The organism is uncultured Albimonas sp. (assembly GCF_963977235.1).
In the GTDB taxonomy this organism is placed as follows: domain Bacteria; phylum Pseudomonadota; class Alphaproteobacteria; order Rhodobacterales; family Rhodobacteraceae; genus Albimonas.
In genome coordinates this window covers 242467-267540 of record NZ_CAXBOD010000002.1, presented here as the reverse complement: position 1 = coordinate 267540, position 25074 = coordinate 242467, and the positions used below count along the sequence as shown (strand labels likewise).

Below are 25074 nucleotides of genomic sequence, written 5' to 3'. Positions count from 1 at the left end.
CGGGGCGCTGGCGCTGGCGCTGGCGCTGGCGCTGGCGCGGGAGTGGTCAAGCCGCGGCCTCGACGAAGGCCAGCGGCGCGCCCGATCTGTCGCAGACCAGCACGTCGACCGCCACGGGCGCCCGTCCCAGCGTCGCGCGCGCCACGCGCGCCGCCGAGCGCCCGATGGCCTCGGCCAGCCTCGGCGCCTCCGGCCCCGCCTCCTGCAGGGCCTGCAGCACGGTGTTGGCCTCGGCGATCCGCCCGCCCCCCGCCAGCCCCGCGCCGGCGGCGAGATCGGCGAGCCGCGCAAAATCCACCTGGCTGCGCGAGGAATGCAGGTCCATCGCCCCCTGCCCCAGCTTGGCGAGCTTGGCCGCACCGCCCGCCAGCGTCAGCCGCGACACCGGGTGCCGGGCGAGATATTTCAGCAGCCCGCCCGCGAAATCGCCCATGTCGAGGCAGGCATGCTCGGGCAGATCGAAGCGCGCCCGGGCCGCGGCCTCCGACGAGGCGCCGGTCGCGCCGACCACGTGGGCGAGCCCCGCCGCCCGCGCCACGTCCACCCCGCGGTGGATCGAGGCGATCCAGGCCGCGCAGGAATAGGGCCGCACGATGCCGGTGGTGCCCAGGATCGATATCCCCCCGACGATGCCGAGCCGGGGATTCCAGGTCCTGAGCGCCAGCGCTTCGCCGCCGGGGACCGAGATCTCGACCTCCGCGTCGGGCGGCTCGGCGAGCTCGGCCGAGACCTCGGCGATGGCCTCCTCGATCATCCGGCGGGGAACGGGGTTGATGGCGGGCTCGCCGGGGGGGATCGGCAGGCCCGGCCGCGTGACCGTGCCGACGCCGGGCCCCGCGCGAAAGCGCACGCCCGAGCCCGGCGCGCCGCGGCGCACCCGCGCCCGGATCAGCGCGCCATGGGTCACGTCGGGATCGTCGCCGGCGTCCTTGCGCACACCGGCCGCGGCGTGATCGGCCGCGAGGCTGCGTTCCTCGAGCGCGAAGCGCGCGGTGGCGCCCCGTGGCAGGACGATGACCGAGGGGTCGACCCAGCCGCCGCCCAGCAGCGCCCGCCAGGCCGCCTTTGCCGCCGCCGTCGCGCAGGCGCCGGTGGTGAAGCCGGTGCGCAGCCTCGCGCCCTCGGCCGGAGCGTCGGCGGGCGGGGCGTGGGAGCGGTCGGGCGGGGCGGCCATCGTCGGCCTCAGCCCTCGGTCTCGAAGAGGTCGCGCATCCAGTCGGCCGACTTCCAGGCCGCTTCGGGGGGCGTGTGGCCGGGTCTAGGGGCGTGGGGCGAGGGCTCGGCGGCGCCCATGGTGGGGATGTAGCGGGGGCAGTTGGGAAAGATGTGCTCGGCGGTCACGCGCACCAGGCGGCGGGCGCCGGGGAGGCCGGCGACCGCCTCGGGGCTGTCGTCGACCTCGGCGCGTCCCGACAGGCGCATGCGCGCGGCGGAGCCGTCGAAGCGCGCGCCGTCGAGGCGGATGAACAGCAGGCCGCAGCGGCCGCTGGCGGCGATGTTGCCGAGCGAGCGGTACATGCGGTTGCCGTCGTAGTCGGGAAACTCCAGCGTGCTCGGACCGGTCACGCGCACGAAGCCCGGAGCGCCGCCCTTGAACGAGCAGTCGACCGAGGTCTCGGAATATGTCGCAAGGAAGAAGAACGGGGCCTGGGCGATCATCGCCCGGTCAGCCTCGGTGAATTCGTCGTGGCGGCGGACCTGTTCGAGGCGGTCGGCCACGGCGCGACCTTCGTAGCGGTCCTGAAGCTCGCGCATCTTCGGGTCGTAGAAGGGCATGGCGGGATCCTTGAGCGATACGCGGGGTCGGCTTGGGGAGACTAGGCGAGGCGCGCGCCGCGCGCCAGCCGGCGCGGGTCGACGGGCGCTGCCGCCCCGCTGCGCGGGACGGGACGCCCGCCCGCCGACCCCGCCACGGCCGCGAGGCGACGCGCGCCGGGCGCGCGGGCCCGAGCCGGGGTGGCGCGGGGCGCGGCGGCTGCTAGAGAAGGGCGCAGACGCCGGAGGCCCCATGTCCGACCCCCAGGATCCCGATCCCCAGAACGCCGCCCCGCGACCGGCTGCCCTCGCGCGGCTGCGCGAAGAAGCCTCGCTCCTCCTCTATGCGCTGCAGTTCCTCACCCGGCTGCCGATCCCGTCCGCGGCCGCGGGTTACGGGCCCGACCGGCTGGCGCAGGCGGCGCGCTGGTTCCCTGCGGCGGGGGCGCTGGCGGGGGCGCTCTCGGGGGCGGTCTTCGCGGCGGCCGCGACAATCCTGCCCCCGCTCGCCGCCGCCGCTCTGGCGCTGGCCGCCGGCATGGCGCTGACCGGCGCCTTGCATGAGGACGGGCTGTCGGACACGCTCGACGGGCTGGGCGGCGGCTTCACCCGCGAGCGGGCGCTCGAGATCATGCGCGACAGCCGCATCGGGGCCTATGGCGCGGCGGGCCTGGGACTGAGTCTGTTGGCCCGCGCGGGGGCGTTGAGCGCGCTGGCGCCGCTGGAGGGGTTCGCCGCGCTGATCGCCGCGCATGCCGCCGGGCGGGCGGCGATGATCCCCGCGATCCGCTTTGCGGCCTATGCGCGGACCTCGGGCGCGGCGGCAACCGTCGCGGCCGGGACGCCGGCGGGCGTGTTCCCGGCCTCGGTTCTTCTCGCGATCCTGCTCTGCGCGGGGGCGGCGGGCTGGGCGGGGCTGGCCGCGCTCGCGGTCGCCTATGCGGCGGGAGCGCTGGTGCTGTGGCGGCTGGTGCGGCGGCTGGGCGGGTACACCGGCGACGGGCTCGGCGCGATGGAGCAGGCGGCCGAGATCGCGGCCCTGCTGACGCTCGCCGCCCTGATCGCGGCCTGACCCGTGGTCCTGGTCATGCGCCACCCGCGCACCGCCGCGCCGCCGGGCCTGTGCTACGGCCGCCACGATCCCGGCCTCGCGCCCGGGTGGGAGGCGCGGATCGACGCCCTCGCCCCCAGCCTGCCCGCCATCTCCACGCTGATCTCCAGCCCTGCGACGCGCTGCCTGAAGCCCGCCCGGCGCCTCGCGGCCGCCCTCGGCGCGCCACTGCAGGAGGACCCGCGCCTGCAGGAGCTGGACTTCGGCGCCTGGGAGGGCCGACCCTGGGCCGAGATCCACCGCGATCAGAGCGACCCCTGGGCCGAAGACCCGATCCGCCGCGCCCCGCCCGGCGGCGAGACCTTCCGCGCCCTCGCCGTGCGCGTCGAGGCCGCGCTCGGCGAGGCGCCTCCCCACGCGCTGCTCCTGTGCCACGCCGGTCCGATCCGGGCGATCCTGATGCGCCTGCGGGCCCTGGACTTCGCCCGCGCCTTCGCCCGCCCCGTGCCCTACGCCACCCCCTTCGACCCCGCCCCCCCGGCCTGACCCCCCGGCCTGCCACCCCCCGTCTGCCCCCCCCACGGTCTTCCCCCCAGCGGGGTCGGCGGGCGGGCGTTGCCGGGCGCGCAGCGCCGGCGAGAGCCGTCCCGACGACCGCCTGCGGCGACTCCCCGCCCTGTCCGCGGTTTACCCCGCCCTACATCCATGCTTGGCTGAAACCCACGGCCGCCCCGCCAGCGAGGAGACCGCCTTGACCGACGCCGTTCCGACCGCCGACGCTTCCGCGCACGCCGCTGCGCCCGGGGCGATCCCGACTTACGACCTCGCCGTCGTCGGCGGCGGCGTCAATGGCGCGGGCATCGCGCGCGACGCCGCCGGCCGCGGCCTCAAGGTCCACATGTGCGAGGCCGGCGACCTCGCCCAGGCCACCTCCTCGGCCTCGACCAAGCTGTTCCACGGCGGCCTGCGATACCTCGAGTTCTATGAATTCGGCCTGGTCCGGAAGGCGCTGATCGAGCGCGAGACGCTGATCCGCGCCATGCCCCACATCTCCTGGCCGCTGCGCTTCGTGCTGCCCCATCACCCGGGCCTGCGCCCGGCCTGGCTGCTGCGCCTTGGCCTGTTCATCTACGACCACCTTGGCGGCCGAAAGATCCTGCCGGCGACCAGGACCCTCGACCTGCGCCGCGCCGAGGTCGGCAAGCCCCTGAAGCCCGAGTTCACCAAGGGCTTCGAATATTCCGACGGCTGGGTGATGGATTCCCGCCTGGTGGTCCTCAACGCCCGCGACGCCGCCGCCCGCGGCGCGACCATCGAGACCCGGACCCGCCTCGTGGGCGGCTCGCGCGAGGACGGGACCTGGCGCCTGCGCCTCGAAGGCCTCGACGGCGCGATCCGCGAGATCCGCGCCAAGGCCGTGGTCAACGCCGCCGGCCCCTGGGTGGACGAGGTCCTTCGCCATCGCCTCGGCCGCAACGCGCCGGCCCATATCCGCCTCGTCCGCGGCTCCCACATCGTGACCCGGAAGCTCTTCGATCACGACCGCGCCTACATCTTCCAGACCTCGGACGGCCGCATCGTCTTCGCGATCCCCTACGAGGAGGACTTCACCCTCGTGGGCACCACCGACCGCGATCACCAGGGCGACCCGGCCGACGCGAAATGCTCCGAGGAAGAGGCCGACTACCTGCGCGAGGTCGCCTCCCAGTACCTGGCCAAACCCATCGAGAAGGACGATGTCGTCTGGACCTACTCGGGCGTGCGCCCCCTCTACGACGACGGCGCCAAGTCGGCGACCCAGGCCACCCGCGACTATGTCCTGCAACTCGAAGACGAGGGCGGCGCGCTGCTCCTCAACGTCTTCGGCGGCAAGATCACCACCTTCCGCAAGCTGGCCGAGGCGGCGCTGGACAAGCTCTCCCCCGGCTTCCCGCAGATGACCGGCCCCTGGACCCACGACGCGCCCATGCCCGGCGGCGACATGCCCCACGACGGCGTCCCCGCCCTGGTCGCCGAGCTTCGCGCGGCCCACCCGTTCCTGACCCAGCGCTGGGCCAACCGCCTCGCGCGCATGTACGGGACCGAGGCCAGGAAGGTCCTCGCCGGCGCGACCGACGCCGCCGCGATGGGCGCCCGCTTCGGCTGGGATCTGACCGAGACCGAGGTCCGCTGGCTGATGACCCACGAATGGGCCCGCACCGCCGAGGACGTGCTGTGGCGCCGCTCCCGCCTCGGTCTGCGCTTCACGCCCGAGGAGATCGAGGCCCTCGACGCCTGGATGGCCGCCGAGACCATCGCCGCCTGATCCCGCCCCCTGCCCGCCAGGCCCCCCGGCAGGCCCCCCGGCAGGTCCGGCGGGCGGGCGCGGACGGCCGCGCAGCGGCCGGCAGGGCGCCCCCGGACCTCCCCGCAGGACAGCCGACCCGCGGCCGGCGGCGGTCAGCCGGCCCTCAAGCTCGCGGCCGGTCAGCCGGCCCCCAAGCTCGCGGCCGGTCAGCCGGCCCCCAAGCTCGTGGCTGGACAGCCGGCCCCCAAGCTCGCGGCTGGACAGCCGCCCCTCAAGCTCGCGGCTGGACAGCCGCGGCGGCCCCGTCCATCTTCGCCCCGAGCCACGGAGACCCCCATGCCCGGCGCGAAACGCAAGAAGTCCGAACCCGACGACCTCGCCCTCCGCCAGTCGATCGTCGACCATTGCCGGGGCATGAACGCCTCGGGCTTCAATCAGGGCACGTCGGGCAACATCTCGGTCCGCCGCGACAAGGCGATGCTGATCACCCCTTCGGGCGTCCCCTATGAGGCGATGACGCCCGCGATGATCGCCCGCATGCCCCTCTCGGGCGGCCGGGACGAGGCTGAGGGCCCCCTCGCCCCCTCCTCAGAGTGGCGCTTCCATCGCGACATCCTGCGCGCACGGCCCGAGGTCGGCGCCGTGGTCCACGCCCATTCGCCCTACGCCACCGCGCTGGCGATGACCCGCCGCGGCATCCCCGCCTCGCACTACATGGTGGCGCTGTTCGGGGGCGAGGACGTGCGCTGCGCCGACTACGCCACCTTCGGCACCCAGGCGCTGAGCGACCACGCGCTCGCCGCGCTTGCCGGCCGCTCGGCCTGCCTTCTCGCCAACCACGGGATGCTCGCCTGCGGCCCGACGCTGGAGAAGGCCATGGCGCTCGCGGTCGAACTCGAGGCGCTGGCCCGCCAGCACCATCTTGCCCTGCAGATCGGCGGCCCTGCACTGCTCTCCCCGCGCCAGATGGCCGAGACGCACGAGATGATCCGCAGCCTGAACTACGGGAACGGCTGACGCGCCCCCCGCGGTGTCTTCTGCACCGCCCCGCCAGCGACATCTTCGGGTCCGTCAGCCCCGCCTGACCGGCAGCGTCTTCGGGGCCCGTCAGCCCCGTCCGACCAGCGGCATCTTCGTGGCCATGACCGTCAGCCACTGCATGTTTGCGCTCAGCGGCAGGCTCGCCATGTGCAGCACCGCATCGGCCACATGCGCCACGTCCATCAGCGGCTCGGGGCGCACCGAGCCGTCGGCCTGGGGCACGCCCTTGCCCATCGCCTCGGTCATCTCCGAGGCGGCGTTGCCGATGTCGATCTGGCAGCAGGCGATGTCGAAGGGCCGTCCGTCCAGCGACAGCGCCTTGGTGAGCCCGGTCATCGCGTGCTTGGTGGCGGCGTAGGGAAACGTCCCCGGCCGCGGCGACTGCGCGGCGATCGAGCCGTTGTTGATGATCCGCCCGCCCTGCGGATCCTGGCGCCGCATCCGCCCGAACGCCTCCCGCGCGCACAGGACCGAGCCCGTCAGGTTCACGTTCACCGAGCGGAACCAGTCCTCGAGCGGGGTCTCGTCGATGGTCGCGGCCTTCGTGGACACGCCGGCGTTGTTGAACAGCACGTCGATCCGCCCGAACGCCGCCTGCGCCGCATCGAACAGCGCCGCCGCCTGCGCGGGATCCGAGACGTCCGTGGGCACGCAGATCGCCCGGCCCTGCGCCGTGGCCTCGCCCGCCGTCTCCTCCAGCGCCTCGCGCCTGCGCCCGGCCAGCGCCACCCGCCAGCCCGCCGCCAGGAACCTCCGCGCGGTTGCCCGCCCGATCCCCGAGCCCGCGCCCGTGATCACGATCGTTCGCGTCTCGTTCATGCCGCCGTCTCCCCGCCGCCCTGTTCTTGATCCCTGCGCCCGGCCCCGCTAACGCTCGGCCAGGCGCGGTCGAGAGAAGCCCGCCCGCCCGGGGATTGCAACCCGGCCGCCCCGGGGGAGAGCCGATGTCCCGCATCGACGTCCATGCCAGCAAGTGGAACGGCCTGCCCCACGGCTCGCCCGGCGGGACCGTGACCTGGTCCTTCGCCGCGCCCAACGGCTTCAACGAATTCGACGCCGCGCTGAGCGACCCCGACCTGCGCACCCTCGCCGCCCGCGCCTTCGAGGCCTGGGCGCAGGTCGCCGACATCGTCTTCGCCTTCGCCGGCGAGGGCCCCTCGGGGATCGAGATCGGCTGGAGCGATCTTGACGGTCCCGGCGGCACGCTCGCCGAAACCCTCTCCAGCCGTCGGGGGGGCGAGCAGCTGCGCGCCGCCGTGCGCCTCGATCTCAACGAGAGCTGGAGCGCGGACCCCGGCCTCGCCCGCTCCGACCAGGAGAACGCCTACGCGGTGCTGGCCCATGAGATCGGCCACGCGCTGGGCCTGGGGCACGACTCACGGTCGGGCGCGCTGATGCACGCCATCGCCGGCGAAGCGACCGACCTGACCCTGCGCGACGTGGCGCGGGCCGCGGCGCTCTATGGCCCCGCACAGGGGGCGGCGGGGCCCTCGGACGACATCCTGGCGGGCGAGGGCGGCGCGAACCGGCTGCGCGGGGGCGGGGGCGACGACCTGCTTGCGGGGTTCGGGGGCGGCGACCGGCTGCTGGGGGGCGCCGGCGCGGACCTTCTGCGCGGCGGGCTGGGGTCGGACCGGCTGCTGGGCGGGCTCGGGCGCGACCGGCTCGAGGGCGGGCGCGGCGGCGACGCGCTGCTGGGCCGGCGCGGCGACGACCGGCTCGAGGGCGAGGCCGGCCGAGACCTGCTCCGCGGCGGCGCAGGCGAGGACCGGCTGCGCGGCGGCGACGGGCAGGACCGGCTGACCGGCGGCGCCGGCGCCGACGTCTTCGTGCTCGACAACGCCGCCGGCCGGCGAGACCGGGTCGCCGACTTCGCCCCCGGCGAGGATCGCCTCCGCGTCCTCTCGGGCGCCGAGCGCTTCGAGGATCTTGCCCTGCGCGACCGCGCCGAGGGCGTCCTGGTGCGCGACGGCGACGCCCGGATCCTGCTTGAGGGCGTGTCGACGGGCGCCCTCGATACCGACGACGTTCTGGTCTGAGCCTCGGCCCCGCTCGCCGCAGCGTCGTCGGCCCCGCGCCGGGGGCGGCGGCCGGGTCCCGGCCCGACGACCTGGCGGGTAATCGACCCGACTCCCCCATGGCGCCACCGTCTCCTCACCCCAATGGAGGAGGAGACGAGAGATGACCGACGCCCTTTCCCTACGCGCCCTGCTGCGCCTCGACGCGCTGGTCGGCCTGGGCTGCGGACTGGCGCTGAGCGTTGCGGCCGGGCCGCTGGGCGCCCTGTTCGGCCTGCCGCCCACGCTGCTGCTGGTCGCAGGGCTGGCGCTGTTCCCCTGCGCCGCGCTGATGTTGCTCGCAGCCAGGGGAACGCCCGGCTCCCGAGTGCTGGTCACGCTGGTGGTGGTCGGCAACTGGGCCTGGGCGGCGGCGAGCCTTGCGCTGCTGGCGCTGACCTCGCCCAGCCCGCTCGGGATCGCCTTCGTGCTGGCGCAGGCGGCCGTGGTGGCGGGCTTCGCCTGGCTCGAGCGTCGCGCCGCCGTCCGACCCCTGCGGACGGCCTGACCTTGCCCCCCCGGAGGCCCGCGGCCTTCGGGGGGGACCTTCAAGCGTTGCGAAGCGCCTCGGCGGTCGCGGCGTCGGCAGGGAAGAAGCACTCCAGCGTCAGCTCCGAGAGCGTGATCTCCGCCGCCGTGCCGAAGACCGTGGTGGTGGTCAGGAACGACAGCTCCCGCCCCCCCATCGCCAGTTTCAGCGGCACGGCGATCCCGGCCAGCGGATCGGGCCTGGGGCGCGGCGCGGGGCGCGGGGCCGGGTAGGCGGCAAGCTCCTCGATCAGCGCATCCAGCACCGGATCGGGCGCAAGATCCGCCTGCCCGCGCAACCGCTCCAGGATATGGGCGCGCCACTCCGCGAGGTTGGCGATGCGCGGCGCGAGCCCCCCGGGGTGCAGGCTGACGCGCAAGGCGTTCACCGGCCCCTCGAGCAGCGAGGCGTCCTCGACCAGCGCCAGCATCGCCTGCACGCCCGCGTTGGCCGCCAGGATCGTCCAGCGGCGATCGACCGCCAGCGCCGGGAACGGCTCGTGCCCCTTCAGGATGCGCTCGACCGCAGCACAGGCGGCGGCCATCTCGGGGGCGTCGAGCGGGCGCTCGGGGTAGACCGGCGCGAAACCTGCCGCCAGCAGCAGGGCGTTTCGCTCGCGCAGCGGCGCCTCGAGGCTGTCGGCCAGGCGCAGCAGCATCTCGCGGCTGGGCTTCGCGCGCCCGGATTCGACGAAGGACAGGTGGCGCTGCGAGATCTCGGCCTCCAGCGCGCAGGCGAGCTGGCTGAGACGCCGTCGCCGGCGCCAGGCGCGCAGGTGGTCGCCGACGCTGGCCCCGATGGCGGGCGGCGCGGCGGCGATGGCGGGAGCGGTGGTCATGGGGCGGCCTCCGGTGGCGAGATCCGCAGGCTAGGCCCGGGCGCGCCGCGCGTCGACGACCTCCCAGGTAATCGTCGCGGCGCGCTCAGCCGAGCTCGAACGTGGTCACGCCCCAGGTCCAGCCGATGGGCAGGTCCGGCGCCTCGCCCCGGTACATCCGCGCCGTCTCGAACGAATAGACCAGCCCCGCCGCCTCGGCCATGGCCACCGCCGCGACGTTGCCCTCGGGCACATCGAGGTTCACCGAGGCGCCGGCCGGCGCCAGCGCGCACAGCCCGGCGAACAGCGCCTGCGCCGCCTCGGGGTCCGGCGCGAACAGCGGCCCGATCTTGAACCCGTCCCGACACTCCCGGATCGTGCCGAAGCCCGCCACGCCGCCCTCGCGGAACGCGACCAGCGAGCGGCGGCGCACGCCCGGCGCGGGCAGGATCCACTCGGCCGCGAACCGGTCGCGCGGGCTGCCAAAACAGGTCCGGTCCAGCGTCAGGATCGCCGGCAGGTCGCCCTGGACCGGCGCGCGCAGCTCGATCCCGGCAGGGGCGGGGGGCAGCGCGGCCGGCGGCCCGGTGAAGCGGATGTTGCGCCCCACCCATTCGAATCCCGAGCGGCGATAGTTCTCCTGCTGCGCCGGCACCCCGTCGAGCCCGACGGTCCGCTCGCCCAGGTAGTGCATCCCCGCCTCCCAGATCGCGAGGCCGAGGCCGGTCCCGCGCGCCTGCGGGGCGGCGATATAGAAGCCCAGGAAGCCGAATTCGGCCGAATACCGCACCACCGAGATGCAGGACACCGGCGCCCCGTCCTTCCACGCCATCCAGAAGCCGCGCGGATCGGCCCCCATGAACGCGTCGAGGTCGTCCAGCCCCGGATTCCATCCCTCCGCCGCCGCCCAGTCGAGGGCGATCGCGAACTCCTCCTTCGCGGCGGGGCGGATCGTGAGGCCGGGCGGGGGGGTGTAAAGCTTCGACGGCATGACCCCGAAAGGCCTCGCGCGCGCCATTTCTGTCAAGAGCGACCTGCCTAGAATTGAAACAATCGGCGCGCTCCGAGCGGATCGCCGACGGGGTCGGCGGGCGGGCGCCTCGCGGGCCCTGCCCGCGACAGAGCCGCCCGTCGACCCGCCCCCCCCTGCTCAAGCGGCGCGGACGACGCCCCCCATCCCCGGCAGTCCATGCATCGCCTCGGCCAGGCGCACCGCCGCCGCGACCCCGTCGATCACCGGCAGACCGGCGTCGGCCGCCATCCCCTCGGCCAGATGCGCCATCCCCGCGCAGCCCAGAACCACCGCCTCGATCCCGTCCTCGGCCGCGGCCCGAATCACTTCCGCGCGCACCGCGCGGGCCGAGGCCTCGGGGTCCTCCTCCAGCGCCAGCACCGGCACGCCCGAGGCGCGCACCCTCGCGCACCGCTCGCCGAACCCGTAGCGCGCCGCGTTCTCGGCGATCACCGGCACCGAGATCTCCAGCGTGGTCACGATCGAGAACCGCCGCCCCAGCAGCGCCGCCGCGATCATCCCCGCCTCGCCGATCCCGATCACCGGATGGCGCGCGCTCGCCTTCAGCTCCCACACCCCGGTGTCGTCGAAACAGGCGATCACCGCGGCGGCGGGCGCAAGCCGCGCCGTCTCCGCCCGGTGCAGCGCCAGCAGATGCGGCAGCGCCGCCTCGCCGTCCGCCGCCCCCTGGATCGCGGGCGGCGAGCCCGCGGGGTTCAGCGCCGCGATCTCGGTTCCAGGCGCCGCCACGGCCCGCGCCGCCGCCCCGATCGAGCGGGTCATCGAAGCGGTCGAGTTCGGATTGAGGACCAGCAGCCGCATGGCGTTCACACCATCCCCTTGCCGGCGTCCGAGGGCCCGCGCGCCTTGCGTCGCCGCATCAGCGCCACCGCCGCCAGCGCCCCGCAGATAATCAGGAAGCTGAACACCGTCGTCATCGTCCCCAGCGCATACAGCACCGGCGTGGTCACGTTGGTGGTCATCCCGAAGATCTCCAGCGGCAGCGTGTTCTTCGACCCCGCCGTCATCAGCGTGCGCGCGAACTCGTCATAGCTCAGCGTGAAGCCGAACAGCGCCACCCCGATCAGCGAGGGCCCGATGATCGGCAGCACCACATATCGCACCGTCTGCCAGGGCGTGGCGCCCAGATCGCGGGCGGCCTCCTCGTAGCTCTTGTCGAACCGGTTGAACACCGCGAACATGATCAGCAGCCCGAACGGCAGCGTCCAGGTCAGCTGCGACCCGAAGGCCGAGCTGAACCACCGCGGCGTGATTCCGGCGATGTCGAACATCAGCCCCACCCCCAGGCTGACCAGGATCGAGGGAATGATCAGCGAGGTCACCGCCAGGTAGAACAGCCAGGTGGCCCCGAAGAACCGCCGCCGGAACGCCAGCCCCGCCATCACCGAGACCACGACCGTCACCACCATCACCATCAGCCCCAGCCTGAAGCTGCGCGAGAACGCCCCCCAGAAATCCCCCACCGCCTGCTGCTCGAACAGGTCGAAGAACCAGTGCGCCGAGACCCCGTTCATCGGGAACGTCAGCCCCCCCTGCGGCCCCTGGAAGCTGAGGATCGCGATGGTCACGATCGGCCCATAAAGGAACGCCACGAACAGGGCGAACACCCCGGCCAGGACATAGAACGCCGCGCCGCGCTTCTCGGACATGGCTCAGAGCTCCTTGCGGATGTCGACCAGCCGCAGCATCACGGCGATCATGATCAGCACCGTGATCAGCAGCACCACCGCCGAGGCCGCGGCGGCCGGATACTGCAGCAGCGCGATCTCGTTCTGGATGATCCGCCCGACGGAGGCCGACTGCGACCCGCTCATGAACCGCACGGTGATGAAGTCCCCCATCACCAGCGTGACCACGAAGATCGAGCCGATCATCAGCCCCGGCTTGGCCAGCGGCAGGATCACGTTGGTCAGGATCTGGAAACCCGACGCCCCCTGGTCCCGCGCCGCCTCGATCAGGGACCGGTCGATGCGCATCATCGAGTTGAAGATCGGCACCACCATGAACAGCGTGTAGAGGTGCACGAAGGCCAGCACGACCGCGAAGTCCGAGAACAGCAGGAACTCCAGCGGCGCGTCGATCACCCCGATCCCCTGCAGGAACTGGTTGGCCAGCCCGTTGCGTCCCAGGAACGGCACCCACGAGATCATCCGGATGATGTTCGAGGTCCAGAACGGGATCGTGCACAGCAGGAACAGCGCCACCTGCCACACGGTCGAGCGGACGTGGAAGGCCAGGAAATAGGCCACCGTGAAGCCGATCGCCGCGGTGAACAGCCACGACAGCGCCACGTATTTCAGCGTGTTGAGATAGGTCGCCCAGGTCACCGGGGAGGTCAGCAGATACTCGTAGTTCTCCAGGGTGAAGTCGGGGAAGAACGACCACTCGTTATAGCCCCAGAACGACACGATGCAGATCACCGCGATGGGGATCAGCAGAAACACCGCCAGCACCAGCGCCAGCGGGCTGACCAGCAGCCACGACGCCAGCCAGCCGGGCAGCGCGCGCACCTCGGAAGCCTGCGACTTCTCGGCCGGCGGCGCGGCTTCGACGGGCATGTCGGTCATCTCAGCGTCCCCGCGTGTCGGTCATCCCCAACCCCGGCCCCCGCCACGCAGGCGGAGGCCGGAAGCGTGTCCCGGGGTCGGCGGGCGGGCGCCTTTCGCGCCGCAGGCGCGAAACAGAGCCGTCCCGCCGACCGCCGCATCAGGCGGCGATGAACTCGTTCCACTTGCGGACCAGGTACTTGTTCTCGTCCATCACCGCGTTCCAGCAGGCGACCGAGCCCATGCGCTCGTAGAACGAGCCGCCGTCGCGCACCTCGCCCGGCTGGGCCATCACGTCGCCGAACGGGTTGGCGATCGGCTCGACCGCCTCCTTGCCCTCGAACCAGTAGCCCCACTCGTTGGCGCTCATGAACTCCTTCGAGGTCTCGGGCACCGCCGAATAGTAGCCCTGGCGCATCAGGAAGCCGCCGACCCAGCCCGAGAGATACCAGTTGATGTACTCGTAGGCCGCCTCCAGCTCGATCCCCGAGAGCGCCTTCGACAGGCCGATGCCCCCGCCCCAGCTCCGATACCCCTCCTCCAGCGGCTGGTAGACGCAGGGGATGCCCTTCGACTTCACCGCGGTGATCGCGGGCGACCACATCGACTGGATCACCACCTCGCCCGAGGCCATGAAGTTCACGCTCTCGTCGAAGCTCTTCCAGAAGGCCCGGAACTGGCCGCGCCTCTTGGCGTCGATGAAGATCGCGATGGTCTTGTCGATCTCCTCCTGGGTCATGTTGCCCTTGTCGCCGTAGGAGATCTCGCCCATCGACTCGCAGACCATGGCCATGTCCATGATCCCGATCGAGGAAATGTCGAGGATCGAGGCCTTGCCCTCGAACTCCGGGTTCAGCAGCTCATGCCAGTTCCGGATCGGCCGGCCGATCAGGTCGGGGCGGATGCCCAGCGTGTCGGCGTTGTAGATCGTGGGGATCAGCGTCATCCAGCCGGTCTCTTCGTCGGCAAACGACGTCGAGCCGGGCCCCTCGGTGAAGCCCACAGTATGCGGCGCGGTGCCCTGGGCGATGACGCTGTCGTCGGTCAGCTTGCCCGATTTGAAGATGCCCACGATCTTGTCGTAGTTGGCGATCCTGGAGGTATCCATCGCCTGCAGGTTGCCCGCGCCCCAGATCTTCTTGCAGATCCAGTACTCGATGTCGGCGATGTCGAAACTGTTGGGCTGCGTCGCCGCGCGCTGGGTGACGGAGTCGGAGTCCAGCGCCGTCATCTCCAGCGTGAAGCCCAGATCCTCCTTCACCTTCTGTCCGACCTCGTTGAGGTTCGAGACGCCGGTGCCGAACTGGCGCAGCGTGACGTCCTTGATCTCCTGCGCCCAGATCATCGGCGCGCCCAGCACGCCAGAGCCCGCCGCGGCCCCCACCGCCGCCGCGCCGCCCTTGAGCACCGCGCGCCGGCTCCAGCCGCCGTTCTTCGTCGTGACTTTCTTCATCTCGGCCATACCCTCTTGCCTTCTCCCTGTTGCGAAGCGGCCAGGCGGACCGCTCCGAAGTGTTCGCGGCGCGGCTGCGCTCACGCCGCGAGGCGGTGCGCGTCTTCCGGTTTCCAGGCCAGCGTCACCGCGTCGCCGACCTGCACCGGGTCGCCGTAATAGGCGTGGTCGGGGATCACGGCGGTGATCTCGCCCGCCGCCCCCGTGGCCGCCGCGACCGAGACCGAGGCGCCCAGATACTCGACCTCGCGCACCACCGCCGAGAGCCCCTCGACCCCGGCGCCGGCGCGCGCCACCCGGATGCGGTCGGCGCGCACCGCGAGGCTCGCAGGCCCGTCCTTGATCACGTTGTGGCCGCCGATGAAGCGGGCCACGAACTCGGTGCGCGGCGCATCGAACACCTCGCGCGCAGGCGCGGCCTGCTCAATGCGCCCGGCGTTCATCACCACCACCAGGTCGGCCAGCGCCAGCGCCTCGTCCTGGGAGTGGGTGACATGCACGAAGGTCAGCCCCAGCTCGCGCTGGATCTTCTTCAGCTCGCCCCGCATGCGGATCCGCAGGAACGGGTCGAGCGCCGAGAGCGGCTCATCGAGCAGCAGCGCCTGGGGCCGGGTGATCAGGCTGCGCGCCAGCGCCACGCGCTGCTGCTGGCCGCCCGAGAGCTGGCTCGGCAGCCGCTCGCCGAACTCGCCCATGTCCACGAGGTCGAGCATCTCGCGCGCCTTCTTCGCGCGATCATCCTTCGGGGCGCCCTTCATCTTCAGGCTGAAGGCCACGTTCTCGAGGATGCTCAGGTGTGGAAACAGCGCATAGCTCTGGAACATCATCGAGGTGCCGCGCTTGGCCGGCGGCAGGTGGCCGATGCGGTGGTTGCCGAGCAGGATGTCGCCGTCGGTGATGCTCTCGTGGCCCGCGATCATCCGCAGCGTCGTGGACTTGCCGCAGCCTGAGGGTCCCAGCAGGCAGCAATAGGCCCCGGACTCGATCTTCAGGTCAATCGTGTCCACCGCCAGCGCCGTCCCGTAGCGCTTGGTGACGGAGACCAGCTCCAGCGTCTTGTCGTCGGCCATGCCCTGCCCGTCCCTCCCCTGCCGCGCCTCGCCCGGCGCGCCCCGTCAAGCGGAGCAAGCCGCGTGCCAGTTTCGCGCCGGGACGCGAGGCTCGCGCCGCCTGCCGCGAAGCCTCTGCGCAGGGCCGCCGGGGCGCAATGGCGCGGCGCGGCGAAGCCGCCGATCGACGCGCAACTGCCGAAGCGGCGGGCGCCTGTGCAGGGCGGCGCCGCATCCATGGGCATATTGAACACGATGCTTATCGCTTTCGTATCCATGTCATAGTGTAACGTATCCGATCCGACGGCTTTGCGTCGCCGTTCGGCTTGCGATATCGATCTGGCGACGCAACCCGCAGGACGCACGGATGACCCTCGGCGAAGACAGCCCCGGCCTGGACGACGCCGCCCTCGCGGCGCAGGACGCGCCCACCCCCGGCGAAGAAGCCGGGCGGCTGTTCTCCCTGCCCCCGGGGCGGGCGCTCGACATCTGCGCGCGCCTGCACGCCGCGATCATCGAGCATCGGATCGCACCCGGCGCCAAGCTCTCGGAGGACGAGGTCGGCGAGCTGTTCGGCGCCTCGCGCACCGTCGCCCGCCAGGCGCTGCACGCGCTGGCCCATTCCGGCCTCGCCACCATCGAGCGCAACCGCGGCGCCTTCGTCGCCCGCCCCACGCGGCGCGAGGCGAACGAAGTCTTCGAAGCCCGCGCCCTGATCGAGCCGCGCGTCGCGCGCCTGGCCGCCGAGGTCGCCACGCCTGCGCAATGCGCCGCCCTGCGCGCGCACCTGGCTCATGAGCACGCCACGGTCGCGGCCGACGACAAGGGACGCTCGCTGGCGCTGTCTGGGGATTTTCACGTCCGGATCTGCGACATCGCCGACCAGCAGGTGCTGGCGGGGATCGTGCGCGCGCTGGTGGCGCGCTCGTCGCTGATCATCGCGCTCTACTGGCGGCGGGCCGACGCCACCTGCGAGAGCCACGCCCACTCCGCCCTGCTCGAGGCGCTCGAGACCCATGACGGCGAGGCCGCGGCCGAGATCATGCGCGGGCACATCGTCGACCTGCGCTCTGGCCTCGACCTCGACGAGCGGCCGAGCGCGCCGATGTCGCTGGCCCAGGCCCTGACCCGGCCCGCCCGGAACTCCTGACCCGGCCCGCCCGACCTCAGGCGCCCCGCGGACATGCGAAGGGGGCGCCTGGCGCCCCCTTGCGGTCTGCCCCTCGGCCCGCGGCGTCGACGCCGCCGGGCAATCTTACTTCGTCAGGATCAGCTTTTTCAGCCGGGTCACCCGCAGCGTGTAGACCGCGCCGTCGAGCACGATGCGCGCCTCGGAGCCGCCGTCGGTCAGCGCCCGGGCGTCGTGCATCGGGGGCGATTTCAGCTCCGCCTCGCGGCGGGCGCGATCGGCGCCCGAGGACTGCGCGCGAGCCTGCGCGTCCTGCGCCGCGGCGGCGGGGGAGCCAGGTTCGGAAATCGGTCGGAGATAGCTCATCTCGCCTCCTCAAGCCGGTCGAGCCAGCGTTCAACACTGATGTCGAGCGGGGCGAGATCGCCGGCCAGCAGCGCCGTCCAGGCCTCGGTCCGCTCGGCCGTCGGGCGGAGGGTTCCCCCCGTGGCGAGGGATCGCCTGAACAAGGACTGCAGCATGCGTTCGCTCCGCTCCAAGTCGTCTCCGACGCCGATTTGACGGGGCCATTCCCCTCTCCGCCGGCGTCTTCCTATTTTCTGAGCGAAACAGTCGGATTCGTCAATCCCGATCATCGTGGTCAGGATTGCGGCGCCGCAACGTCGCCGTGCGCGCCCCGGAATTCACGCTTTCGCCCCCGCCCTGCGCCGACGCGCGGGGAATCCGGTCAGGCGCCGCGCCCGTCACCTTGACTGCCTGCGGGTTTGCCTCAAGGTTGACGCCGCAAATCGAACGCCAAGGCTGCGACCAACGCGGCCGGACCGCAAACCGGGAGGAATCCATGAAGCACCTTCGCGCGCTCTGCGCCGCGGGCGTCGCCGCCGCTGCGCTCGCCGCCATCCCCGCCACCGCCGCAGAACTGCAGCTGCCCGACCAGCTGGTCTGGACGGCCTACGACACCGGCTCCTCGGGCTATGCCCAGGCGGTGGCCATCGGGGCGGCCATGCAGGACGCCACCGGGACCAACCTGCGCATCCTGCCCGGCAAGAACGACATCGCCCGCATGGAGCCGGTGCGCCAGCGCAAGGCGCCGTTCTCGGCGATGGGCGTGGGCATCTACATGCTCCAGGAGGGCGTGTTCGAGTTCGGAACCGAGCGCTGGGGCCCGCAGTCGGTGCGCCTGGTATCGATGAACAACTCCGGCGAGGCGGCGCTGGCGGTGGGCGTGGCCAAGGACGCGGGCGTCGAGACCTACGCCGACCTGAAAGGCAAGCGGGTGGCCTACGTGAAGGGCGCGCCCGCGCTGAACGTCAACATGGAGGCCTACCTCGCCTATGGCGGCCTGACCTGGGACGACGTCGAGGTGGTCGAGTTCGGCGGCTACGGCGACAGCTGGAACGGCATGGTCAACGGCGACGTGGACGCGGCCTACGCGATCATGACCTCGGGCTCGGCCTTCCAGATGGAGGCCTCCCCGCGCGGCCTGATGTGGCCCGAGATCGACCCCGAGAACAAGGAAGGCCTCGACCGGATGCTGTCGATCGCCCCCTACTTCCAGCCGGTCGTGGCCACCAAGGGCGCGGTCGCCGCGACCACCGAAGGGGGCATCCCCTCGGCCGCCTATCCCTACCCGGTGCTGATCGCCTACGCCGACCAGGACGAGGACCTCGTCTACAACCAGACCAAGGCGATGTTCGAGCTCTACGACGCCTACGCGGGCAAGGCCCCGGGCATCGACGGCTGGGCGATGGAGTACCAGAACTTCGAGTGGGTGGTCCCCTACCACGACGGCGCCATCCGCTACTTCAAGGAAGCCGGCAAGTGGACCGACGCGGCCCAGGCCCACAACGACGCCCTGATCGAGCGTCAGAAGGTCCTGCAGGACGCGTGGACCGCGCTCGAGGGCGAGTCCCCCGATGACTGGGAAGCCGCCTGGGGCGACGCCCGCCGCAAGGCGCTGACCGACGCGGGCCTGCCGGTCGTCTTCTGATCGCGCGCGGGGGCCGGCCGCCGGCCCCCGCTCCGCCTCGCCGTCGCCAGCCGCATGCGCCCTGGGCCGCCGCGGCCGGGGACGGCGAGCGCGCCCGCCCGTCTCGCGACGCGCGCCCCGGCCCTCAGCCGGGGCCTCGCGCGGTCGGGCGCAGGCGGCGCGGCAGACCGACGATGCGAACCCCGCCCGCGGCGCCCTCCGCCCTCACAGACCGTCGCGTCCCGGCCCTGAGTCCGACCGCGATCCCACACCGTTCCAGCCTGAAGGACCCCGCCGAAGATGGACGAGGCCGAACGTCGCGAGATCGCCGGGACCGCTCCCGCGCCCCTGCCCGCCCCCGCCCGCGCGCTGGCCATAGCCATCACGCTTGCCGGCGTGGCGCTGGCGATCCACCAGCTTTTCAACATCCAGGCGTTCGGGATCGTGCTGATCCAGGGGGCGTATCTGTATATCCTGGGGGCGGCCTTCCTGGGGCTGGCCTTCCTGGTGTTCCCGCTGCGGCGCGACACGGGCGCGGGCGCGATCGACTGGGCGCTGACCCTGATCGCCTTCGCCACCGGCGGCTACATGGCGGCCACCGCCAACGCGAGCCTCGAGCAGGGCTGGGAATACGCCGCCCCCGACACGGCGCGCTGGGTCTCGATCGTCTTCTACCTGCTGATCCTCGAGGGGACGCGGCGGGCGGGCGGGCTGGTCCTGTTCCTGATCGTGCTGGCGTTCTCGCTCTATCCCACGGTCGCCGACGTGATGCCCGACCCGCTGAACGGCTACGCCTCGCCGTTCTGGGACCTGGCCCCCTATCACATGATCTCGTCGGAAAGCTCCTTCGGGATCCCGATGGGGGCCTTCGGCAGCCTGGTGATCGGCTTCATCGTCTTTGGCGCGGTGCTCCAGCACACGGGCGGGGGCAAGTTCTTCAACGATCTGGCGCTGGCGCTGGTCGGCGGCTTCCGGGGGGGCGCGGCCAAGGTCGCGATCTTCGCGAGCGGGTTCATGGGCTCGATGTCGGGCTCGGTGATCTCGAACGTGCTGACCACGGGGGCGGTGTCGATCCCGGCGATGAAGCGCACCGGCTTCTCGGCCCGCTACGCCGCCGCGACCGAGGCCTGCGCCTCGACCGGGGGCGTGCTGATGCCCCCGGTGATGGGGGCCACGGCCTTCGTGATGGCCTCGTTCCTCAGCCGGCCCTACGTCGACATCGCCATCGCCGCGGCGATCCCGTCGCTGCTGTTCTACTTCGGCCTGTTCATGCAGATCGACGCCTATGCCGCGCGGCGCGGGCTGAAGGGCCTGGCCCCGGGCGAGGCCCCGACCCTGCGCGCCACCTTCGCCGACGGCTGGCCCTATATCGCCGTGTTCGCGGTGCTGATCTTCTTCATGCTCGCCCTGCGCCAGGAGACGCTGGCTCCCTTCTACTCGATCGCCCTGCTGCTGGTGATCAACCAGCTGATCAAGCGCCAGCGCTTCACCTTCAAGAGCTTCGGCGACCTCGTCGTGGGCATCGGCCGGGCGCTGGCCGAGCTGACCTCGGTGCTGCTGGGCGTGGGGCTGATCGTGGGCGCGTTCTCGGCCACGGGCCTTGCCGGCACGCTGGTCAACGAGCTGGTGTTCCTGGCCGGCGACTCGACGCTGGCGCTGCTGGCGATGGGGGCGATCACCGCCTTCATCTTCGGCATGGGGATGACGGTGACGGCCTGCTACATCTTCCTCGCGGTGGTGCTGGCGCCGGCGCTGACCCAGGCCGGGCTGAACGAGATCGCGGTGCATCTGTTCATCCTCTACTGGGGCATGGTCTCCTACATCACGCCCCCTGTCGCGCTGGGGGCCTTCGCGGCGGCCACCATCGCGGGCGCCGGGCCGATGCGCTCGGGGTTCGAGGCGATGAAGCTCGGCGGCGTGATCTACCTCGCGCCGTTCTTCTTCGTGCTGAACCCCGCGCTGGTGGGCGAGGCGCCGGCCTGGGAGGTGATCGTGACCCTGACCACGGCGCTGACCGGGGTGGCGTTCATCTCGGCCGCGCTGCAGGGGCATGTCAGCCTGCTGGGCGACCTCGGCTCGGACCTCAAGGGAATGGGGCTCAGGGTGATGCTGTTCTTCGCGGGCCTGGCGCTGGCGATGCCCGGCGACGGGGAGCTTGGGCTCGACCGCTGGACGCTCAACGGGCTCGGGGTGGCGCTGGCGATCCTGCCGCTGATCGTGGCCCGGGCCACCGGATCGCGCGCCGCGCCCTACGTCGCCTGAGGCCGCGCCTCGCCCGGGCCCTGCGGTCCGGGCCGGAGGCGCCCCCCGACACGCCCCGCGCCGACCTCGGCGCGGGGCGTGTTTTTGCGTGAACCAGAACTGCGACCGCGGGGACACATGGTCATGGCGGGCCGACGCCCCTAGATCGGGGACGCCTGTCGCCCGCGACCCGCCGCCCGCGACCGACCCGGAGACCGCCGCCATGTCCGCCCCGCGCGCCCCCCTGCGAGACCGCCTGCAGGACCTTGTCGAGGCCCCCGCCTTCGAGCGGGTGATCGTCACGCTGATCGTGATCAACGCCATCATCCTGGGGCTCGAGACCTCGCCCCGCGCCATGGACGCGGTCGGACCGCTGCTGGTGGCGATCGACCGCGCCATCCTGGCGGTGTTCGTGGCCGAGCTGGCGCTGCGCTTCTACGTGCGCCGGCTGGGCTTCTTCCGCGATCCCTGGCGGGTCTTCGATCTGGTTGTGGTGGGCGTGGCGCTGATCCCGGCCTCGGGCCCGTTGTCGATCCTGCGCGCCTTCCGCATCCTGCGGGTGCTGCGGCTGGTCTCGGCCGTGCCCTCGATGCGCCGGGTGGTGACGGGGCTGTTGCGCGCGATCCCGGGCATGGGCTCGGTCGTGCTGCTGATGAGCCTGATCTTCTACGTCTTCGCCGTCATGGCCACCAAGCTGTTCGGAATGGTCTTCCCCGAGTGGTTCGAGACCCTGGGCGAGAGCGCCTACACCCTGTTCCAAGTGATGACGCTGGAGAGCTGGTCGATGGGCATCGTGCGCCCGGTGATGGAGGCGTTCCCCTACGCCTGGGCGTTCTTCGTGCCCTTCATCCTGATCACCTCGTTCGCGGTGCTGAACCTCTTTGTGGGCATCATGGTCGACGCCATGCAGACCCACCATGAGGCCGAGGACGAGGCCGCGGCCGCGAACGCCGACTCTCCCGCCCCCCACGGCGCCGCGGCCGAGACGCTGGCCGAGTTGCGCGCGCTGCGCGCCGAGGTGGCCGAGATGCGCGCCGAGCTGCGCGCCCGCCAGACCGGCGAGGCCTGAACGGCGCGCGAGGCCGGCTCCCACACGCGGCTCAACCGCAAACGGCCCGCGCCGAGGCGCGGGCCGTTTCGCGTTATCCGCGCCCTGCGCCGTCAGGCGTGGCGGCGCATCCAGCCGACCGCGCCCAGCCCCGCGGCCAGCAGCAGGCCCGAGGCCGGCAACGGAACCGACGCGGCGTCTAGGGCGTAGACGCTCAGCGTGCTGCCGCTCGGCGACGTCCAGTCGTAGTAGTAGAGCCGGTTGTCGGCATAGGTCAGCCCCGCGGTGAGCCCGTCGAGCCCCAGATCGAATGCCGCAAGCTGCAGGCCCGAGGTCAGGTCGAACTGCCGGATCGAGGCCGTCTCGGAATAGTCCAGCGCCCAGAGCGCGTTGCGATCGAGGTCGACGGCGATGTCGCCGATCCCGAAGGTCGTCTCCAGCGTCACGACCGCGTCGATCGTATCGGGCGACAGCAGCGACGAGATCCGAAGCTGGCCGAGATCGCCCCAGCCGTAGCCGGCGCTGGCATCGGTCCGGTAGAGCTTGCCGTCGCGAACGTCGATCGGATAGCCGCCGTAGGCCGCGATCTCGGTCGAGAGCGGCGCCGCCGCGCCGCCGCTCTTGGACAGGGCGTAGACGTCAAGGCCGTCCGAGTTCGCGCTGTAGTCGCTGAAGTAGTAGCTCGACGCGTCGGCGGCGACCGAGGTGACGTGATTGAAGGCGACGCTCCGCGATCCCTGGACCACCCCCTCGAGGTCGGTGAAATAGAGGGCGCCGGCCGACTGCTGGGCGAACAGAAGCTGCCCGGTCGCCGCGTCGTAGCCCAGGCCCTGCGGGTGGAAATTGGTGTTGCTCTGCGACAGCTGATCCGCAAGGCCGTAGCTGGCCACAAGGTCCAGGCTTGTCGCTCCGGCCCCGGAGGCCATCGTCGAGGCCATCGTCTCGGCCGCGGCCGCCCCCAACATGAAGCAGCGCATCCCACGCTCCCCGTCTTGCTGCGCCGCCCGGAGGGGCGGCGTCCCCGACGTCACCAGACATGAACTGGGGATGAGGGCCAACGAGTCACGCGCCGGCGACGTGCGCGTAAATTGAGGGTGGACCAATGAAATCCCCGCTCTCATAGTCGGGGCTTGTGCGCCGCACCACGCCCGCCGACGAGGGGCCGACGCCGAGGGGAGATCATGCCGCCCATCGCCCGCGCCTACGTGCGCTGGATCGACCGGATCAACCGCGCGGTGGGCCGCGCGGCCATGTGGGGCATCTTCGCGCTGATCGGGGTGCTGTTCTGGTCGGCGATCTCGAAGGCCGCCTTCACCCCCTCGATCTGGACGCTGGAAGCCGCGCAGTTCCTGATGGTCGCCTACTACCTGCTGGGCGGCCCCTATTCGATGCAGACCGGCGACCACGTGCGCATGGACCTCGCCTACAGCCGCTGGTCGCCGCGCACCCGGGCGGCGGTGGATTCCGTCACCGTGCTGTTCCTGATCTTCTACCTGGGCTTCCTGCTCGCAGGCGGCATCTCCTCCACGATCTATTCCATCGAGTTCGGGGAACGCGCCCGCTCCCTCTGGCGGCCCTACATGTGGCCCATCAAGGTGGTGATGTGCGTGGCCATCGCGCTGATGGCGCTGCAGGCGATCGCCCAGTTGATCCGCAACATCGCCGAGGCGCGGGGGACGCCGCTGCCCTCGGCCCTCGACCCGGCGCGCGACCATGTCGGCGAGGGCGCGCAATGAGCTACGAAGCCATCGCCCTGATGATGTTCGCCTCGATGATGGTGATGCTGATCACCGGCCAGCGGGTGTTCGGCGCCATCGGCGCGGTTGCCGTCGCCGCCGCCGTGCTGATGTGGGGCGGCGGGGGGTTCGAGCTGGCGTTCTCCTCGGCGATGAAGCTGATGCGCTGGTATCCGCTGCTGACGCTGCCGCTGTTCATCTACATGGGCTACATGATGTCCGAGAGCGGCATCGCCGACGACCTCTACGAGATGTTCCACATCTGGTCGGGGGGCCTGCGCGGGGGGCTCGCGGTCGGGACGATCCTGCTGATGGTGGCGATCTCGGCGATGAACGGGCTGTCGGTGGCGGGCATGGCCATCGGGGCGACCATCGCCATGCCCGAGCTGCTCCGGCGGGGCTATGACAAGATCATGGTGACGGGCGTGATCCAGGCGGGGTCGAGCCTGGGGATCCTGGTGCCGCCCTCGGTGGTGCTGGTGCTCTATGGCATGATCGCGCGCGCGCCGGTGGGGCAGCTGTGGCTGGCCGGCGCGATCCCGGGGCTGATGATGGCCTCGATGTTCATCGCCTACATCGTGATCCGCTGCCGCCTGCAGCCCTCGCTGGGGCCGGTCCTGCCCGCGGCCGAGCGGGCGCAGATCACCTGGGGGGACAAGCTGCGCTCGCTGCGCGCGGGCGTCTGGCCGCTGCTGATCTTCTTCTCGATGACCGGCCTGTTCGTGATGGGCTACACGAGCCTGGTGGAGTCCTCGGCCGTGGGGGCGGTGGCCGCCACGCTCGCCGCGCTGTTCAAGGGGCGGCTGAGCTTCCGCGTGCTCGAGGCGACGGCGCGCAAGACGCTGGGCATCTCGTGCATGTTCATGTGGATCATCCTGGCCGCCCTGTGCTTCGGCGCCGTCTTCGACGGGCTGGGCGCGGTGCGGGCGCTCGAGTCCCTGTTCACCGAGAAGCTGGGGCTGGGTCCGTGGGAGATCCTGATCCTGATGCAGCTGACCTACCTGATCCTGGGCACGTTCCTCGACGACACCGCCATGCTGGTGATCGTGGCGCCGCTGTTCGTGCCGCTGGTCAAGGCGCTGGGCTTCGACCTGGTGTGGTATGGGGTGCTCTACACCATCACCTGTCAGGTCGCCTACATGACCCCGCCGTTCGGCTACAACCTGTTCCTGATGCGCGCCATGGCGCCGCCCGAGATCGGGATCACCGACATCTACCGCTCGGTCATCCCCTTCGTGGGGGTGATGGTGCTGGCGCTGGTCCTGGTCATGGCCTTCCCGCAGATCGCGCTGTGGCTGCCGGGGCTTGTGTACGGCAACTGAGATCGAAGCAG

25 protein-coding genes are annotated in these 25074 nt (G+C 72.0%); 12 read left to right on the top strand and 13 right to left on the bottom strand.

Going from position 1 to position 25074, the window contains the following annotated elements; genetic code table 11:
• Positions 1–46: 46 nt before the first annotated feature.
• Together AAC134_RS03470 and AAC134_RS03465 are read right to left on the bottom strand one after the other, a co-directional pair.
• Positions 47–1174 carry a cobalt-precorrin-5B (C(1))-methyltransferase gene (locus tag AAC134_RS03470; protein ID WP_339947651.1) on the bottom strand — a complete coding sequence of 376 codons (1128 nt, stop codon included), beginning with the start codon at positions 1172–1174 and terminating at the stop codon, positions 47–49.
• Between the two features lie 8 nt (positions 1175–1182).
• On the bottom strand, positions 1183–1776 hold the full coding sequence (locus AAC134_RS03465) for a pyridoxamine 5'-phosphate oxidase family protein (protein WP_339947650.1): 594 nt from the start codon (positions 1774–1776) through the stop codon (positions 1183–1185).
• 232 nt (positions 1777–2008) lie between these two features.
• Here AAC134_RS03465 and AAC134_RS03460 point away from each other — a divergent pair, with 232 nt between their 5' ends.
• The 4 genes from AAC134_RS03460 (at position 2009) to AAC134_RS03445 (ending at position 6110) form a co-directional block, all read left to right on the top strand.
• Positions 2009–2827 carry an adenosylcobinamide-GDP ribazoletransferase gene (locus AAC134_RS03460; protein WP_339947649.1) on the top strand — a complete coding sequence of 273 codons (819 nt, stop codon included), beginning with the start codon at positions 2009–2011 and terminating at the stop codon, positions 2825–2827.
• Positions 2828–2842: 15 nt separating this feature from the next.
• The gene (locus AAC134_RS03455) at positions 2843–3352 is read left to right on the top strand and encodes a histidine phosphatase family protein (RefSeq protein ID WP_339947648.1); all 510 of its coding nucleotides are present in this window, start codon (positions 2843–2845) and stop codon (positions 3350–3352) included.
• A gap of 262 nt (positions 3353–3614) precedes the next feature.
• Entirely contained in the window at positions 3615–5111 is a 1497-nt protein-coding gene (glpD, locus tag AAC134_RS03450) for a glycerol-3-phosphate dehydrogenase (RefSeq protein WP_339947701.1), read from the top strand.
• 318 nt (positions 5112–5429) lie between these two features.
• Complete coding sequence (locus AAC134_RS03445) at positions 5430–6110, top strand: class II aldolase/adducin family protein (protein ID WP_339947647.1); 681 nt, start codon at positions 5430–5432, stop codon at positions 6108–6110.
• A gap of 90 nt (positions 6111–6200) precedes the next feature.
• On the opposite strand, the gene AAC134_RS03440 is transcribed toward AAC134_RS03445, so the two are convergent.
• Positions 6201–6953, bottom strand: coding sequence for an SDR family oxidoreductase (locus AAC134_RS03440; RefSeq protein ID WP_339947646.1), 753 nt, complete (start codon positions 6951–6953; stop codon positions 6201–6203).
• A gap of 125 nt (positions 6954–7078) precedes the next feature.
• Between AAC134_RS03440 and AAC134_RS03435 the strand changes: the two genes are divergently transcribed.
• Together AAC134_RS03435 and AAC134_RS03430 are read left to right on the top strand one after the other, a co-directional pair.
• On the top strand, positions 7079–8173 hold the full coding sequence (locus AAC134_RS03435; RefSeq protein WP_339947645.1) for a matrixin family metalloprotease: 1095 nt from the start codon (positions 7079–7081) through the stop codon (positions 8171–8173).
• A gap of 142 nt (positions 8174–8315) precedes the next feature.
• Positions 8316–8699: a hypothetical protein gene (locus AAC134_RS03430; protein ID WP_339947644.1), complete on the top strand. Its 384-nt coding sequence runs from the start codon at positions 8316–8318 to the stop codon at positions 8697–8699.
• A gap of 40 nt (positions 8700–8739) precedes the next feature.
• On the opposite strand, the gene AAC134_RS03425 is transcribed toward AAC134_RS03430, so the two are convergent.
• From AAC134_RS03425 to AAC134_RS03395, 7 genes are all read right to left on the bottom strand, one after another.
• Positions 8740–9558 carry a helix-turn-helix domain-containing protein gene (locus tag AAC134_RS03425; RefSeq protein ID WP_339947643.1) on the bottom strand — a complete coding sequence of 273 codons (819 nt, stop codon included), beginning with the start codon at positions 9556–9558 and terminating at the stop codon, positions 8740–8742.
• 85 nt (positions 9559–9643) lie between these two features.
• Positions 9644–10528 (bottom strand): GNAT family N-acetyltransferase, encoded by an 885-nt coding sequence (locus AAC134_RS03420; RefSeq protein WP_339947642.1) that lies wholly within the window; start codon positions 10526–10528, stop codon positions 9644–9646.
• Positions 10529–10687: 159 nt separating this feature from the next.
• The gene (locus AAC134_RS03415; RefSeq protein ID WP_339947641.1) at positions 10688–11371 is read right to left on the bottom strand and encodes an aspartate/glutamate racemase family protein; all 684 of its coding nucleotides are present in this window, start codon (positions 11369–11371) and stop codon (positions 10688–10690) included.
• A 5-nt stretch (positions 11372–11376) separates the two neighbouring features.
• Positions 11377–12219: an ABC transporter permease gene (locus tag AAC134_RS03410; RefSeq protein WP_339947640.1), complete on the bottom strand. Its 843-nt coding sequence runs from the start codon at positions 12217–12219 to the stop codon at positions 11377–11379.
• A gap of 3 nt (positions 12220–12222) precedes the next feature.
• Positions 12223–13137, bottom strand: coding sequence for an ABC transporter permease (locus AAC134_RS03405; RefSeq protein WP_339947639.1), 915 nt, complete (start codon positions 13135–13137; stop codon positions 12223–12225).
• 139 nt (positions 13138–13276) lie between these two features.
• Positions 13277–14569, bottom strand: coding sequence for a PotD/PotF family extracellular solute-binding protein (locus AAC134_RS03400; RefSeq protein WP_339947638.1), 1293 nt, complete (start codon positions 14567–14569; stop codon positions 13277–13279).
• Positions 14570–14649: 80 nt separating this feature from the next.
• Entirely contained in the window at positions 14650–15639 is a 990-nt protein-coding gene (locus AAC134_RS03395) for an ABC transporter ATP-binding protein (protein ID WP_339947637.1), read from the bottom strand.
• A 346-nt stretch (positions 15640–15985) separates the two neighbouring features.
• Between AAC134_RS03395 and AAC134_RS03390 the strand changes: the two genes are divergently transcribed.
• Positions 15986–16768, top strand: coding sequence for a GntR family transcriptional regulator (locus AAC134_RS03390; protein ID WP_339947636.1), 783 nt, complete (start codon positions 15986–15988; stop codon positions 16766–16768).
• A gap of 105 nt (positions 16769–16873) precedes the next feature.
• On the opposite strand, the gene AAC134_RS03385 is transcribed toward AAC134_RS03390, so the two are convergent.
• Together AAC134_RS03385 and AAC134_RS03380 are read right to left on the bottom strand one after the other, a co-directional pair.
• Positions 16874–17002, bottom strand: a complete 129-nt coding sequence (locus AAC134_RS03385; protein WP_339947700.1) for a hemin uptake protein HemP — start codon at positions 17000–17002, stop codon at positions 16874–16876.
• Between the two features lie 107 nt (positions 17003–17109).
• Positions 17110–17268: a hypothetical protein gene (locus AAC134_RS03380; protein WP_339947635.1), complete on the bottom strand. Its 159-nt coding sequence runs from the start codon at positions 17266–17268 to the stop codon at positions 17110–17112.
• Between the two features lie 320 nt (positions 17269–17588).
• On the opposite strand from AAC134_RS03380, the gene AAC134_RS03375 reads away from it, so the two are divergent.
• From AAC134_RS03375 to AAC134_RS03365, 3 genes are all read left to right on the top strand, one after another.
• The gene (locus AAC134_RS03375) at positions 17589–18737 is read left to right on the top strand and encodes a TAXI family TRAP transporter solute-binding subunit (protein WP_339947634.1); all 1149 of its coding nucleotides are present in this window, start codon (positions 17589–17591) and stop codon (positions 18735–18737) included.
• 279 nt (positions 18738–19016) lie between these two features.
• Positions 19017–20978 carry a TRAP transporter fused permease subunit gene (locus AAC134_RS03370; RefSeq protein WP_339947633.1) on the top strand — a complete coding sequence of 654 codons (1962 nt, stop codon included), beginning with the start codon at positions 19017–19019 and terminating at the stop codon, positions 20976–20978.
• A 202-nt stretch (positions 20979–21180) separates the two neighbouring features.
• Positions 21181–22026 (top strand): ion transporter, encoded by an 846-nt coding sequence (locus tag AAC134_RS03365; protein ID WP_339947632.1) that lies wholly within the window; start codon positions 21181–21183, stop codon positions 22024–22026.
• Positions 22027–22118: 92 nt separating this feature from the next.
• Here the strand turns inward: AAC134_RS03365 and AAC134_RS03360 are convergent, their stop codons facing one another.
• On the bottom strand, positions 22119–22982 hold the full coding sequence (locus tag AAC134_RS03360) for a VPLPA-CTERM sorting domain-containing protein (RefSeq protein ID WP_339947631.1): 864 nt from the start codon (positions 22980–22982) through the stop codon (positions 22119–22121).
• 204 nt (positions 22983–23186) lie between these two features.
• Here AAC134_RS03360 and AAC134_RS03355 point away from each other — a divergent pair, with 204 nt between their 5' ends.
• Together AAC134_RS03355 and AAC134_RS03350 are read left to right on the top strand one after the other, a co-directional pair.
• Positions 23187–23741 carry a TRAP transporter small permease subunit gene (locus AAC134_RS03355; protein ID WP_339947630.1) on the top strand — a complete coding sequence of 185 codons (555 nt, stop codon included), beginning with the start codon at positions 23187–23189 and terminating at the stop codon, positions 23739–23741.
• A complete protein-coding gene (locus AAC134_RS03350) occupies positions 23738–25063 on the top strand; it encodes a TRAP transporter large permease subunit (RefSeq protein WP_339947629.1) in 1326 nt (441 codons plus the stop codon). Before AAC134_RS03355 ends, AAC134_RS03350 begins: the two co-directional genes overlap by 4 nt.
• Positions 25064–25074: the final 11 nt, after the last annotated feature.